The organism is Aminobacter sp. MET-1 (genome assembly GCF_026521175.1).
GTDB lineage: Bacteria > Pseudomonadota > Alphaproteobacteria > Rhizobiales > Rhizobiaceae > Aminobacter.
In genome coordinates, this window is the sequence record NZ_JAMSHL010000012.1 from 88514 (window position 1) to 103628 (window position 15115).

General features: G+C 64.2%; 7 protein-coding genes. All 7 read right to left on the reverse strand.

Annotated features, from left to right (window positions below; translation table 11 throughout):
• Window positions 1-123: 123 nt before the first annotated feature.
• The 7 genes from NDO48_RS17550 to mdeB all read right to left on the reverse strand — a co-directional run bounded on the left by NDO48_RS17550 (window position 124) and on the right by mdeB (window position 15045).
• Window positions 124-1161 (reverse strand): DUF7146 domain-containing protein, encoded by a 1038-nt coding sequence (locus tag NDO48_RS17550; protein WP_267321928.1) that lies wholly within the window; start codon window positions 1159-1161, stop codon window positions 124-126.
• Window positions 1161-5468, reverse strand: coding sequence for a strawberry notch family protein (locus tag NDO48_RS17555; protein ID WP_267321929.1), 4308 nt, complete (start codon window positions 5466-5468; stop codon window positions 1161-1163). The genes NDO48_RS17550 and NDO48_RS17555 overlap by 1 nt, the downstream gene beginning before the upstream one ends.
• Window positions 5469-5666: 198 nt before the next feature.
• On the reverse strand, window positions 5667-7784 hold the full coding sequence (locus tag NDO48_RS17560; protein ID WP_267321930.1) for a ParB/RepB/Spo0J family partition protein: 2118 nt from the start codon (window positions 7782-7784) through the stop codon (window positions 5667-5669).
• A gap of 151 nt (window positions 7785-7935) precedes the next feature.
• A complete protein-coding gene (locus NDO48_RS17565; protein WP_267321931.1) occupies window positions 7936-9129 on the reverse strand; it encodes a DUF932 domain-containing protein in 1194 nt (397 codons plus the stop codon).
• Window positions 9130-9257: 128 nt separating this feature from the next.
• Window positions 9258-11015 carry a dihydrolipoyl dehydrogenase gene (gene lpdA, locus NDO48_RS17570; RefSeq protein WP_267321932.1) on the reverse strand — a complete coding sequence of 586 codons (1758 nt, stop codon included), beginning with the start codon at window positions 11013-11015 and terminating at the stop codon, window positions 9258-9260.
• Window positions 11016-11022: 7 nt separating this feature from the next.
• Window positions 11023-12318, reverse strand: coding sequence for a dihydrolipoyllysine-residue acetyltransferase (aceF, locus tag NDO48_RS17575; protein ID WP_267321933.1), 1296 nt, complete (start codon window positions 12316-12318; stop codon window positions 11023-11025).
• A gap of 33 nt (window positions 12319-12351) precedes the next feature.
• Window positions 12352-15045: an alpha-ketoglutarate dehydrogenase gene (gene mdeB, locus NDO48_RS17580; RefSeq protein ID WP_267321934.1), complete on the reverse strand. Its 2694-nt coding sequence runs from the start codon at window positions 15043-15045 to the stop codon at window positions 12352-12354.
• Between the last annotated feature and the right edge of the window lie 70 nt (window positions 15046-15115).

The following is a 15115-nucleotide window of genomic DNA, read 5'->3' on the forward strand; positions in this document are numbered from 1 at the left end:
GCCTGTCCGAACCGCATGTGGGCCGATCGCCCTCCCGAAGGCCGAGGTGCGGCCCTCTCCAAGGGGCCGGGCATCCATGCGAGCATGATGGCGGCCGCGCGCCGCCGCCGTTCAGCCGCCGATCTATGCCGCCACGAGCATGAAGCGGGCGACGTCCTGTGGTGCGAGCTGCACCCGGAGATGCGCCATCAGCGCGTCACGGCCGTAGGTGCGGAGATCCTCGTTGAAGTCCTCGAGCATGGGCGACAGGGCAATCGCCTCGACCCCGACCGCGTTGGCCCGTTCGAGCAGCGTGTGCCACGCACCATCCCCCGCGAGATCATTGTCGCGGAGGACATAGAGCCGGCGCAGTGCATCGTGGAACTGGATGGCAGCGAGGTGCGCCGCGGAAAGTGCCGCCGCCGCCGACATGCCGGGCATGACATCTCGCACCGATAGCACGCTTTCGATGCCTTCACCGGCTGCCAGAACGTTGCCTGGAAGCCCGAAGCGGACCGCATGCCCAAGAAGGTCGCCCATTGCCTTACGCTGGATGTCGATCGGCGCCTTGCCGGAACCATCGGGCGCGAGCCAGGTCCGATGTGCGCCGGTGATCTTGTCGGTGAGATCGGTGACGGCGGCGACCATGGCCGGCCAGGTCTCGGTCGGGCTGTGCTCGTCGGGCCGATAGTAGCATCGGGAATGGAAACGCAAGCTTCCGCATACGTGCAAAGCCGTAATGCCGCGTCCGCGCAAATACGCTTCTACGAGTGTGCCGCCGAGCGGCTGACACATGGCGATGAGCCGGCGTGCAGTCTCGGCAGATCCCGATGACGCTGGCGTGCGCGCGTGTTGTTTCGGCTCTGATTCATGATCGGGCGGCATGCTGAGGAAGATGTGGGCCTCTTCCGCGACGTCGGCGAAGTCGATGAGGCCCAGCGATTCACGGATCACGTCGAGCAGATCGCCATGCTCGCCAGTTGCAGCGTCGGTCCATTTACCGGCCGGACCTTTGGCGGTGTCCTTCAGGCGCACGAACATGGACTGGCCCGGCGTATTGCGAACATCGCCAACCTGCCAATAGCTGCCCTGTCGGCGGCCGGCGCCGAGATAGCGTTTGCACACCGCCTCGGCCTGACGGCCCAGACGGGATGCGAGATCGGAAGCGTGGCGGCGGGCCATTACGCTGCCTCCCGCTCGCCGATGCGAGCCACCGGATAGGTGTCGAACAGCTTGGCGAGCACGGTCGGCCCCGTGCTGTCGATCGGCACGAAGAACCGCAGCGACCAGGAGATGATCTCGGTGAAGAGACCATAGGCGCGAAGGCGGTCGCGCATGGCTTCCGTGAAGCCGGATAGCTCGATGCGATTAGCGCCCATGACGCGCACGCGACGAAGCTGAAGCCCTTCCGCAAGGTCGAGGATCGTCCGCCCTTCGATCAGGGCCGCATAGGCGTCGTTGACCGATAGGACGGTCGTGCCGGTAGATGTCGCGTTGGCGGCCCAGGCCGGAGAGACGCGACGACCGATAATGCGCTCGCCATCGTCGGTCTGGAGCCGATAGACGCGGGTCGACTCGTTCGGCAGACGCTTCCACACCGGCAGCAGCAATCCAGCGACGATGTGGATGGTGCTCTCGCTGGAAGCGGGCACATCGCCGAGTTCGCAGGACCAGGCGGCGGCGAAGGTGCTGCGATCGGCCTCCTGCCAATGGCTTTCCGCCATCGACTTGAACGAGGCATGGAGATGTTCCATCGGGCGCATCAGCCGAACACGGCGTTCGATCTCGCCATCGTCTAGCATGAGCGACGGTGCAGGAATTTGCACGGCGGCTCGCCCGGATCGTTCGTTCACCAGCAGTTTCGCACTACGATCATCAAGCCAGCCGAGTGCGTCGTCGAGCGACAATGGACGATTGCGGATCCGCTGGGTGATGGTCAGCAGCCGGGTGTGCGCGCCCGATGCCGGATGGGTGTAGATCGTCGCGCGATCGGTGACGACGAAGCTCTCCGCCCTCAGCGTTTCGAGGCCGATGTCGTAGACACCGCTGGCGATCGCGCCGGACACCTTCGCATCGAGCAGCTGTTCGAAGGCGGTGAAGAGAATGCCCTGCAGCTCGATCGTGAGTGCAAGGAGCCGGTTGAGGAACGTAGTGATCGGCGGCAGTTCGTCCTTGATGCCGTTGTCGTCCATCAGCTTCAGGCCGGTGGCGGTCTCGAAGCGATGGAGCGAGCAGCCCTCGATCTTGCCGCGCACGATCAGGAGGTGGAGCTGGCGCAGCGCGTCGCGGGCGTAGCAGGATTCCAGATTGTCCTCGGGCCGGAACAAGCCCTGGCCGCCGGTCTGGCGCTGCCCGCGCGTGATGGCGCCGAGCGTGTCGAGCCGGCGCGCGATCGTGCTGAGGAAGCGTTTTTCAGCTTTCACGTCGGTCGCGATCGGTCGGAAGAGCGGCGGCTGCGCCTGGTTTGTCCGGTTCGTGCGGCCGAGCCCCTGGATCGCCGCGTCCGCCTTCCAGCCCGGCTCGAGCAGGTAATGCACGCGCAGACGCTGGTTCTTCGCCGACAGCTCCGCATGGTAGCTGCGGCCGGTGCCGCCGGCGTCACTGAACACCAGCACGTGCTTCAGGTCATCCATGAAAGCGGCTGTTTCGGCGAGGTTCGCCGATGGCGCGCGGTTCTCGACGGACAGCCGATCGCCCTTGCGGACGATCCGCCGCGAGCGGCCTGTCACCTCGGCCACCATATCGGTGCCGAAACGCTGGACGATCTGGTCGAGTGCCCCCGGCACGGGCGGAAGCGATGCAAGGCGCTCGGTCAGCTCGTCACGCCGAGCAACGGCTTCGCGGCTCTCTACGGGCTGGCCATCGCGATAGACCGGGCGAGACGACAGATTGCCCTCGCCATCGGTGAACGGCTCGTAGAGCTGTACTGGGAAGGAATGGGCGAGATAGTCGAGGACGTATTCGCGCGGCGTGATGTCGACGCGCACGTCGTTCCATTCCTCGGTCGGAATCTCGGCGAGGCGTCGTTCCATCAAAGCTTCACCGGTCGATACGATCTGCACGACGGCGGTATGGCCCGCCGCAAGATCGCGCTCGATGGAGCCGATCAGGGTCGGCGTCTTCATCGAGGTCAGCAGATGCCCGAAGAAGCGCTGTTTCGCGGATTCGAAGGCCGAGCGAGCGGCGGACTTCGCCTGACTGTTCAACGTGCCGGTCGAGCCGGTGATGTTGGCCGCCTCCATCGCCGCGTCGAGGTGATTGTGGATGATTGCGAAGGCGCCGGCATAGGCGTCATAGATGCGGCGCTGCTCATCGGTGAGCTGGTGTTCGACCGGCTCGTATTCCACGCCCGCGTAGGAGAGCGAGCGGGCGGTGTAGAGCCCGAGCGAACGCAGGTCGCGGGCCAGCACCTCCATCGCCGCGACACCACCGGCTTCAATCGCTCCGACGAATTCCGCGCGCGTGGCGAACGGAAAGTCATCGCCGCCCCAGAGGCCGAGCCGCTGGGCATAGGCGAGATTATGGACGGTGGTCGCGCCGGTGGCGGAGACATAGACGATGCGCGCGTTCGGCAGGGCGTGCTGAAGGCGCAGGCCGGCGCGACCTTGCTGAGAGGGGGCGACGTCGCCCCGTTCTCCCTTGCCGCCGCCGGCGTTCTGCATCGCGTGGCTCTCGTCGAAAATGATTACTCCGTCGAAATCGGATCCCAACCATTCGACGATCTGGCGCACGCGGGAAACCTTCTCGCCGCGGTCGTCGGAACGCAGCATGGCATAGGTTGCAAATAGGACGGCTTCCGACAGCGCGATGGGCTTGCCCTGCGCGAAGCGCGACAGCGGCGTGACCAGCAGGCGCTCCATGCCGAGTGCGGACCAATCACGTTGCGCATCCTCGATCAGCTTGTCGGACTTGCTGATCCAGACCGCTTTGCGGCGACCCTGGAGCCAATTGTCGAGGATAATGCCGGCCGACTGGCGGCCTTTGCCTGCGCCGGTGCCGTCGCCGAGCATGAAACCACGTCGGAAGCGAACGCTGTCGGGCGCGTCGGCGGGGGCGGCCTTCACGACATCGAAGGTCTCGTCGGCCGTCCACGATCCGGCGAGGTAATCGCTATGTGCCTCGCCGGCATAAATCACCGTCTCAAGCTGGGCGTCGGATAGCAGGTTGCGGATATTCGCCGGCAGAGTCGGCCGATAGCTCGGCTTCGGCGGCGCGATGCTCGCCATGGCGGCAGATTGGACGAGCTTGGTCGGGTGGGCCTGCGCGCCGGGAATGCGGATCGACTGCAATCCGTATTCTTCGTAGATCGCGTCGGTGAGGTGGGTGCTCTCGGCCGGCGTCCAGTCCACGGTCTCGTAGTCAAGCTGAACACCATCGGGGTCGGTGCCGGTCGGCGCCGCCGAACGTGACGTCGCGGCGCGGGCAAGATAGCCGCGCACGGATTTCGGAGGCGCGGTCGGGACCGTCGTGGACACCGACGGCATGGCGACAGGCGCCCGAGCCGGAACGCCCCGTTCGATCCAGCCGAGCAGCGTGGCGACATCGGGCGCAATGCCGGACGAGATCGGAAAGCTGGCGGGATCGCCAGCCGGCAGCTTGTCGATGACGGTCAGTCGGGTGGGAAACGTCGTGCCGTGCTTGGCGTAGACCGCGTCGGCGATCGCGGCCGAGAAGACGACCTTGCCGCGCTCCTGCAAGCGCACGAAGGCGTCGTGCCAATCCGGTAGGCCCGGCCCGACATTTGCGCCGGTGATCGCCACGAGACGGCCGCCGGGAGCAAGGCGGTTCAGCGCCGATGCGATATGGCGAAATCCGGCGTCGGCGACGCGCCCTGAGACGCTGGCCATCGCCGAGAACGGCGGGTTCATCAGCACGACGGACGGAATGGCTGCACGATCGAGATGATTGTCGATCTGGGCGGCGTCGAAGCGTGTCACGGCAAGGGTCGGAAAGAGGGATGAGAGGAGGTCAGCGCGAAGATCGGCCAGTTCGTTGAGGATCAGCGAACCGCCCGCCATCGATGCCAGGATGGCGAGCAGGCCGGTGCCTGCTGAAGGCTCCAGCACGATGTCATCAGGCGTGATCGCCGCGGCGGTCATCACTGCAAGGCCAAGGGGGACCGGCGTCGAGAATTGCTGAAGCGCCTGGCTTTCTTCCGAGCGGCGAGTGTGGGTCGGCAGGAGCCCGGTGATTTTCGATAGGGTGGAGAGCCGGGCTGTCGGTGATACGGATTTGCGGAAGAGCGCACGTCCGTATTTCCGTAGGAACAGGACGGTGGCGGCTTCGCAGGCCTCGTAGGCGGTTTTCCAGTCCCAGGCTCCGCTGGCGTCGGAGGCACCGAATGCGGTCTCCATCGCAGCGCGCAAGATGGAAGCCTCAACGCGCTCGCCGCGTTCGAGACGGCCGAGCACAATGTGGGCAGCCGAGAGGATGGCAGGCGCGAGCGCCAGGGGCACGGCCGGTACGGCCATGGGCAACAAGACAGTCATAGGAAGATCCTCGGGAGAGCGGTAACGGACAAGCTCGGCCGGCGCTCTCTCTCAAAACCGCCCGAACTCATCTCGTCCCGGCGGACCTCGCACTCTCGAAGGCTGGAATGAAAAAAAGCGCCCGGCCGTGTGGCGGGGCGCTTTGAAGACGGCCCGGGTACGCTGGACGGGCTGGGAAAACCGCCCCGCATCGACACGCTACTCTGCAGCGATCATCGCGCAGTGCTTGTCTTTCGGTTCGACGATTGCGTCGTCGCCAGCGAGGAATGCAGGCCGATTTTCGTCGGCTCGTTCTAGCGAAGCCTCTGCCTCGGGCTCGATCGCGCGCAGCGGCTCCGGCAGCCAACCGGTGTCGGCCAGCAGGCGTTCCGCTTCCTTGGCCATGTCGCCCTTCTTCATATGGTCGATGAGCTGGGCGGCCTGTTCGCCGGCGCCTTCGCGGACGGCCTCAAGGATGCGGGCCTTGGTGACGCGGCCGAGATAGTTGCCGACTGTCGGACGCCAGCCGGCTTCCACCATGTTCATGCCGGTTGCCCTGGCGAGGCGGCTGGCCTGTGTCAGGCGCACCTTCAGGCCATGCTCGCTCACGCCCGAGCCGCCGTAGGGGTTCACCTTTTCGTAGAGCGAATTGACGCCGTAGCTGACGCAATGCGCCAGCAGATCCATTCGGACGCCGTCATCGAGTTCGGTGAGCCAGTCCCACAGCCCTTCGTCATCGGCCGGGATCTGATCGCTCCATCGCTGGTGGCGGTCAGTGACGGATTTCGCGGACGAGCTATCCTTCAGCTCGTCCGCCTGCGCTGGGAAGAAGATGTGACGGACGTTGGCGTCCAGGCAACCTGCCGCGGCGTGATGCAGGAAGGCATCCGTCACCAGTTTGTGCAGAAGAGCAGTCATTGCGACACGGGGATTGTTCGCCACGGCGTCTCGTAGCGCGAGCGTGCGATGCGCGGTCAGCTCCATGACGAGGCGATCGGGCAAAGGCCTGATGCCGTCGCCTTCCTCATCCTCAGCTTGAACCGACTGCCCGCCAATGCTGATGACGGCGCGCTGGATTGCAGGGGGGCGGATCTCGCCGGTTTTAGGATCGACGTCGTCCTCCTGCGCCGTTTCATCAGCAAGCTCGACTGGCTCGTCCTCGGAACGGACATAGCCACGATCGACAAAGAGTGATCCTTCGGCATCGATGCTGACGAAGACGCCAGCGATGGCGATCTCATCCAGATCATAGCCGACTGGACGGTTGTCGATCGCTTTGATCGCCGCCTCGATCTCGCCCAGGCGGGCATCCACTTCGTCTGGAAGCTCATCGGCCTCCTCGTATTCGGCGGTCAGGCGGTCGAGTTCCTCCTGCAGAGCATCTCGCGCCACCAGGTCTTCCTCCGTGATGTCGAGCGGAACGCCCTTGATCGCACGCATGCCATGGGTGACGCCGTAGGGAATGCTGATGGCAGCCTCGACCCATTTCCAGCCGTGGGTCGCGATCTCGTCGGCGATGGTCGTGAGCTTCTCGGAAACAAGGCGATCCAGAAGCCCGACATCCTGAAGCCAGCCGCCGTCGTCGGATTCGAAAAGGTCGCGCATCACGATGCCACCGGCCGCCTCGTAGACGTCGATACCGACGAAGACGACCCGCTTGTCGGAGGCGCGCACCGTCGTCTCGGTCAGCATGCGGCGGATGTGGTACGGCTCCTTCTGCCAGCTATTGCGGATTTGCTCCCAGACCTGCTCCTGGCGGGCATGGTCGTGCGAGACGGTGAAGGCCATGAGGTGCTTCAGCTCCATGCCGTCCTCGGCATAGATGTCGAGCAGCGCCGGCGAGACCGACGCGAGGCGCAGCCGCTGCTTGACGATATTGACGTCAACAAAGAATGCCGCAGCGATGTCTTCCTCGGTCATGCCCTTGTCGCGCATGGCCTGGAAGGCGCGATACTGGTCGAGTGGATGAAGCGGCGCGCGCTCGATATTTTCGGCCAGCGAAACCTCGTCAATCAGGATAGTGGCATTGGCGGCAGATACGACGCAGGGGACCGGCGTGGCCTTGTTGAGGCGCTTCTGCTTGGCGAGCATTTCCAGCGCGCGGTAGCGGCGGCCACCGGCGGGCACCTCGAACATGCCGGTTTCCTGGCCCTCGCCATTGAGGACGGGTCGCACATGAAGGCCCTGGATCAGGCCGCGCCGCGCGATCGACTCGGCCAACTCCTCGATCGAGACACCGGCCTTCACGCGCCGGACGTTGGCTTGGCTAAGCACCAGCTTGTTAAAAGGAATGTCGCGCGACGACGATAGCGTGATCTTCTGAATGGCAGTTGCCATTTTCGTTACTCCGCGACGAGCACCGAGAGCCTCTCTCTCGAACCTAAACTCGTCACGAAGCGAAGCACTGCCCTCTCACTCTTGGAGGGCAGTGCCAGGACATAGGGAAAACGGAACAGCAGGGAGAAGCAGATCTCCGGCTTCACGGAAGTCAGGCGGCGCGGTCGAGCAGCTTCTTGGCCTTGCCCTCCAGTTCGAGCCGGGCGTCCTGATTGGTCTTTTCGCGGGCGACGGCGGTGATGCCCGCAACGAAATCGAAAATCGATTCGGGCGGGCGACCTTCTTCGGCCAGGACCGTCTCGATGATCTTGCCGGTCTCCGCCTTCGAAAATCCGCGTTTGCGCAAGAATTCCGAGCGGTCCTCGTCCGACTTCGCAACGATCCGCTCCCGCGCGGCCTCGATGCCGTTGATGAAAGGCATCGGCGAGGAGTTCGCGAAATTCAGCAGTGCCGGCGCAGCTTCGTGAGCGAAACGGGACGCCGCGTATTTGCTGTGGCGGATGGTGATTTCCTCGAAATCTTCCACGCCCCACAAATTGCGGTTCTGGCAGACCGCGCGGAGATAGAAACTGGCCATGCCGAGCGTCTTGGCGCCGACCTCGGAATTCCAGCAGTAAAAGCCGCGGAAGTACAGGTCGGGCGAGCCGTCAGCGAGCCGGCCGGCTTCGATGGGGTTCAGATCGTCCACGAGAAAGAGGAACACATCGCGATCGGACGCATAGAGTGTCGTCGTGTCCTTCGTGATGTCGACGCGCGGATTGTAAACGCCGGTCGACCAGTCGAGCACGCCGGGCACCTTCCATCTCGTATCGCCCGTGCCGTTGCCCGCAATGCGTTGCACCGCCTCGACCAGCTCGTGGTCGTAAATCCGGCCATAGTCGGGGCCGGTGACGGCGCGCAGCTCGATCCTGCCGTTGTCGGTTTCGAGCGCCTTGATCTGCTCGGCCCGATGCGAGGTCAGACCGAATTGCAGATTGATGCCCGCCAGTGCGGCCGGGAGTTGGCGCAGATAGGCAGCCGGAGCGCCGACCTGGCTGGCAAGCTGACCGAAGCTCCAGTGTGTTGGCACGACGGGCGTGTCAGAGCCCGGCAGGATGAGGGACAGCCGTTCGGGATCGGTCCGGCTCGCCTCGACATGGATCAGCGCAGTTTCCACCACGCGTGTCCGGCTGTGTTCCGACCGACTGCGCACCGTATCCGCCAACTCCGACAGAGACAGGTAACGCTCGTCATCCGGGCGCGAGAACCACTCCGAGGAAACGCGGCCGATCCGCTCGCCGCGGCTGACATCCACCTTGTAGCCGCCGCTGATTTCGCGGCAGACGTCGAGAACCTGCATGTCCATGAGGCAAACTCCATGACAGGCGCCGAGAGCCTCTCTCTCGACACTCAACCTGTCATGGAACCCCGATTCATGCTCTCACTCTCCAGGCCCGCCGAGGCTCGCAGCCCAGGCCGGACATCGGCGCCGGATCAGCTCGCTCGGCGGGCTTTTTTTGTCATGGACGGCAGGTCGGTGCAAACGCCCTCGGCAACTTCGGCGGCCATCCCGATAGTCTCGACGAGTGTAGGATGCGGATGGATGGTCTTGCCGATATCGACCGCATCCGCTCCCATCTCGATCGCCAGGCAGATCTCGCCGATCATGTCGCCGGCGGACGGGCCGACGATTGCACCGCCGATGATGCGATGCGTCTCCTTGTCGAACACCAGCTTGGTCAGGCCGTAATCGGCACCGTTGGCGATGGCCCGACCGGATGCGGCCCACGGGAACTTGCCAGTCTCAACCATGCGACCCGCGGCCCAGGCCGCATCCTCGGTCACACCGACCCAGGCAATCTCCGGATCGGTATAGGCGACTGACGGCACGACCTTCGCGTCCATGAAACTCTTGAGCCCTGAAGCCGCTTCGGCAGCGACATGGCCTTGGTGGACCGCCTTGTGCGCCAGCATCGGATTGCCAGTGACATCGCCGACAGCAAAGACGTTCTGGTTGCGCGTGCGCATCTGCGCATCGACCTCGATGAAACCTCTCGTATCGATGCTGACACCCGCTGCACCAAGGTGCAGCGCATCGGCGGCCGGCCGTCGACCTGCCGCCTGCAGGACAAGGTCGTAGCGTCTGACACCAGCCCCCTCCCCGCTCGTTGTGACAACAAGGGCATCTTCTTCAGCAACGACACTTTCGACGCGCGCACCCAAGAGAAAGGCATCGAAGCGATGGGCGTTGCGCTTGCGCCAGATCTCGACCACATCGCGGTCGACATCGGGCAGCAGCGTGTCGAGTTGCTCGACCACGTCGACACGTGCGCCGAGCGCACTGTAGACTGTGGCCATCTCCGACCCGATGATGCCAGCCCCAATGACCAGCATGCGGTCGGGGATGAAAGGCAGCTCGAGCGCACCTGTGGAATCGACAATGCGCGGATCGTCGGGCAGGAACGGCAACCTGACCGGTATCGAGCCTGGGGCGACGATCGCCTTGGCGAAGACGATCCTGCGGCTTGTGCCGTCAGAGAGCGCGACATCGACCGCGTTGGCATCGGCAAACGTCGCCGTGCCCTTGACCACCTCGACCTTGCGCAGCCGGGCCATGCCTTTCAGTCCCTCGGTGAGCTTGGCAACCACACCGGTCTTGAAGCTGCGCAGCTTATCGAGATCAAGGGTCGGCGTGCCAAACGCGACCCCATGATCTGCCAGGCGCTCGGCCTCTTCCTTGACCGCCGCGACATGCAACAGCGCCTTGGAGGGAATACAGCCGACATTGAGGCAGACGCCACCGAGAGTGGCGTCGCGCTCGACCAGGATCACGCGTTGTCCGAGATCGGCGGCGCGGAAGGCGGCGGAATAGCCGCCCGGCCCGCCGCCGATCACCAGCACGTCGCAATCGGGCGCTGCAGCTGCGGCAGGTAATGGCGTGGCTGCCACAATCGGCTTCGCAGCGGCGGCCGACGCTTCATGAATGGCCGCTTGCTTGGCTTCGCTTCCGCCCGCTGCCGCTTCCATGGTAGCAATCAGCGCGCCTTTGGATACGCGCTGGCCGATGGCCAGTTCGACCGAGGCGATGCGACCGGAGAACGGCGAAGGCACGTCGATCGAGGCCTTGTCGGATTCGAGCACGATCAGCGTCTGATCGAGGGCGACGTCGTCACCCGGCTTGATGTGCAATTCGATGACGGCGACTTCCTTGAAGTCGCCCATTTCGGGCACCCTGATTTCGGTAATGCTCATCTTCGCCTCAAATGATCGCGCGGCGGAAATCGCCCAGAAGGGCCGCGATGTGACCAAGGAACCTGGCCGCGGCAACGCCGTCGATGACGCGGTGATCCCACGACAGGGAAACCGGCATGATCAGCCTCGGCTGGAAGGCATTGCCGTCCCAGATGGCCTGCATCGCCGAACGGCCGGCGCCGAGGATCGCCACTTCGGGCGCATTGATGATCGGCGTAAAGCCTGCCCCGCCAATGCCGCCGAGCGACGACACCGAGAAACAACCGCCCTGCATGTCTACCGCCGACAGTCCGCCCTCGCGCGCTTTGTCGGCTAGGGTCCGCATTTCGGTTGCGATCTCGAGCACGCCCTTGCGGTCGCAATCGCGGATCACTGGAACCATCAGCCCCTTCGGCGTGTCTGCGGCAAAGCCGACATGGACGTATTTCTTGAGTACGAGGTCCTCGCTATCGAGCGACGCGTTGAAGCGAGGATAAGCCCTCAACGCCAACGCCGACGCCTTGATCAGGAAGGTGACCATCGTCACCTTGGCGTCCTTGTTCGCTGTATTGAGTTCCTTACGGAACTCCTCCAGGCCAGTCACGTCGGCCTTGTCGAAGTTGGTGACATGCGGAATGGTCAACCAGTTGCGGGTGAGATTGCCGCCCGAGATCTTCTGGATACGCGAAAGAGGCTGGCGTTCGACTGGACCGAACTTCTCGTAGTCGACCATGGGCCAGCCAGGAAGCCCAGTGCCGATACCGGAGCCTGACACCTGCACCGATGACGCCCCTGCAAGTCGCTCCTTAATGTGAGAGGCGACATCTTCGCGCAATATCCTGCCCTTGGCACCGGTAGGCTTCACCGCGCCAAGATCAACGCCGAGTTCGCGTGCAAATGCGCGCACCGACGGGGTCGCATGGGCGTCAGCAGAGGTCATGACGACTGCGGAGGCGTTGCTCGTTGGCGCCGGGGCCGCCGGCGCGGACGGCGCCTGCAGTTGAGCCAATGGCTCGGCCTTGGCAGGCAGTGGTGCGGAGGCAGCCTCGGCGTTCCCGGCCTCTGGGTCCGCACGTACCGGTTCGCCTGTCTCGATCGTCAGCAGCAGCGCACCCTGCGAAACGCGGGAGCCGATCGACACTGCAAATTCCCTGACCGTTCCCGCGAACGGGGACGGGATTTCCATCGTCGCCTTGTCGGACTCCACCGTCATCAGCGGGTCTTCGACGGCCACGACGTCTCCCGGCTTCACCAGGAACTCGACCAAAGGGACATTCTTGTAGTCGCCGATGTCCGGCAACCTGACTTCCATATGCTGGCTCATATCAACTCTTTCGGAACTGGAACTCGACCTGGATCAGCGCAGCCAGGGCGCATCGGCTGCGACGTCGAGGCCGTAGCGGGCGATGGCATCTGCCACCGTCTTGCGTGTCACCGACCCTTCGGCGGCGAGTGACGAGAGCGCTGCCAAGGAGATGTGGCGATGATCGACCTCGAAGAAGTCGCGCAACGCCGCGCGCGTGTCGCTACGACCGAAGCCGTCGGTACCGAGCGCGGCGAATGGCGCCTCGACATGGGACGCGATCAGCTGCGGATAGGCACGGACGTAGTCGGTGGCAGCAATGATCGGCGCCTTGCCCGGCAGGCAGTTGGCGAGGTGGCTGGCCACCGGCTCGGCAAGCGGGTTGTAGCGGTTGTGACGCTCCGCCTCCCGTGCATCGCGCGACAGCTCGGAAAAGCTGGTCGCACTCCACACCTCCGAGGCGACGCCCCAGTCGTTGGCGAGCATCTGCGCCGCCTCAATCACTTGCGGGAGGATGGTGCCTGAACCGAGCAGCCGGACGAGACCGACACACTTCTTCGGCGTGTGGCTGGCGATCTGATACAGCCCCTTGATGATGTCGGCCTCGGCACCTGCCGGCATCGACGGCTGGGCGTAGTTCTCGTTCATCGCGGTGATGTAGTAAAACTCGTCCTTGCCCTCTTCCATCATGGCGCGTGCGCCGTGGTCGAGAATGACCGCCAGCTCATAGGCAAAGGTCGGATCGTATGAGCGGCAGTTCGGAACGGTCGACGCGATCAGCAGGCTCGACCCGTCCTGATGCTGCAGGCCCTCGCCCGCCAGCGTCGTCCGGCCCGCGGTCGCCCCGATCAGGAAGCCGCGCGAGCGCTGATCGGCCGCCGCCCAGATCAGGTCGCCGACACGCTGGAAGCCGAACATCGAGTAGTAGATGTAGACCGGTAGCATTGCGAGGTTGTGCACGCTGTAGGACGTCGCCGCCGCCACCCAGGATGAGATGGCACCCGCCTCGGTGATGCCCTCCTCGAGCAACTGTCCGTTCGTGCTTTCCTTGTAGTAGAGCATCGAGCCGGCATCTTCTGGCTCGTAAAGCTGGCCGACCGGCGAGTAGATGCCGACCTGGCGGAACAGATTGGCCATGCCAAAGGTCCGTGCCTCGTCGGCGACGATCGGCACGATCCGTGGTCCGATCTCCTTGTCCTTGATCATGTTGCCGAGCAACCGGACCGCGGCCATGGTCGTCGACATCTCCTTGCCTTGAGCAGTGAGCGCAAAGTCGGCGTAGCTCCGGAGCGGCGGAATAGTTACAGGGTCTGCCGTGCGGCGGCGTGCCGGCAGGTAGCCACCGAGCGCTTCGCGGCGCGACCGGAGATAGGTGAGTTCGGCGCTGTCTTCGGCCGGCTTGTAGAATGCGACCTGCTCTGCCTGCTCGTTGCTGATCGGCAAGGCAAAGCGGTCGCGGAACGCCAGGAGCGCCTCAACGTCGAGCTTCTTGGACTGGTGCACCGTCATGCGCGACTCGCCCGCAGCACCCATGCCATAGCCCTTCTTGGTCTTGGCAAGGATGACGGTAGGCCGCCCTTTGGTAGCCTTGGCAGCCTCGAAGGCGGCAAACAGCTTGCGGAAATCGTGGCCCCCGCGCTTCAGGGCGTCGATGTCGCTGTCGGACATGTGGGCGACCAGCGCCTTGACCTCGGGATCCTCCTCGAAGAAATGCGCCAGGTTGTAGGCGCCGTCCTTGGCGCCGAGCGTCTGGTATTTGCCGTCGACGGTGGCGGCGAAACGGCGCAACAGTGCGTGATTGGTGTCGCGCGCAAACAGCGCGTCCCACTCCGATCCCCACAGCACCTTGATGACGTTCCAGCCGGCACCGCGGAAGGTACTCTCCAGTTCCTGGATGATCTGGCCGTTGCCACGCACCGGACCGTCGAGGCGCTGCAGGTTGCAGTTGATGACAAAGGTCAGGTTGTCGAGCTTTTCACGTGCCGCGATCGACAGACCAGCGACCGATTCCGGCTCGTCCATCTCGCCGTCGCCGAACACGCCCCAGACATGGCGGCCCTCGGTATCGGCGAGGCCCCGATCGTTGAGATAGCGCATGAAGCGGGCCTGGTAGACTGCGCTGATCGGGCCGATGCCCATCGACCCCGTCGGCACCTGCCAGAAGCCAGGCATCAGCCAGGGATGCGGATAGGAGCACAGGCCGGTACCGCCGATCTCCTGGCGGTAATGCTGGAGATGCTCTTGCGAAAGCCGCCCTTCGAGATAGGCGCGGGCATAGACGCCAGGCGCCGAATGCGGCTGGAAGAACACGACGTCGCCGTCGCCCGCACCGGTGTCGGCCCGGAAGAAGTGGTTGAAGCCGACCTCGAAGATCTCCGCTGCGGAGGCATAGCTGCCAATGTGTCCACCGAGCTCGCCATAGGCCTTGTTGGCCTTCACCACCATCGCCAGCGCGTTCCAGCGGATCATTGCGGTGATGCGCTCCTCCATGGCGAGGTCGCCGGGGAATGGCGGCTGCTTTTCCAGCGATATGCTGTTGCGATAAGGCGAGAACGGCAGGGCCTCATGCACGATGCCGAGTTCCTTCGCCTTGCGGTCGAGTTCACCCAAGATGTACTCGGCCCGTGTGCCGCCAGAACTGAGTAACAAAGATTCAAGGGAAGCCAACCAGTCGGCCGTCTCCTGCGGGTCGCTATCATTTACGGCGTTGGCTTCATTGATGGGGGCGGACGGGGTCTTCGTGAGCATGATCGCGCTCGAGCTCCTTGAGTTTCCACTTGGGCGCAAGGATAGCGGCAAGGCTCCAGCATTTTCTGCT

Excerpts from the sequence above, each read along its gene's own strand:
- NDO48_RS17550 (WP_267321928.1), bottom strand. The coding sequence starts at position 1,161 with ATGGCCCGCCGCCACGCTTCCGATCTCGCATCCCGTCTGGGCCGTCAG.
- NDO48_RS17555 (WP_267321929.1), bottom strand. The coding sequence starts at position 5,468 with ATGACTGTCTTGTTGCCCATGGCCGTACCGGCCGTGCCCCTGGCGCTC.
- NDO48_RS17560 (WP_267321930.1), bottom strand. The coding sequence starts at position 7,784 with ATGGCAACTGCCATTCAGAAGATCACGCTATCGTCGTCGCGCGACATT.
- NDO48_RS17565 (WP_267321931.1), bottom strand. The coding sequence starts at position 9,129 with ATGGACATGCAGGTTCTCGACGTCTGCCGCGAAATCAGCGGCGGCTAC.
- lpdA (WP_267321932.1), bottom strand. The coding sequence starts at position 11,015 with ATGAGCATTACCGAAATCAGGGTGCCCGAAATGGGCGACTTCAAGGAA.
- aceF (WP_267321933.1), bottom strand. The coding sequence starts at position 12,318 with ATGAGCCAGCATATGGAAGTCAGGTTGCCGGACATCGGCGACTACAAG.
- mdeB (WP_267321934.1), bottom strand. The coding sequence starts at position 15,045 with ATGCTCACGAAGACCCCGTCCGCCCCCATCAATGAAGCCAACGCCGTA.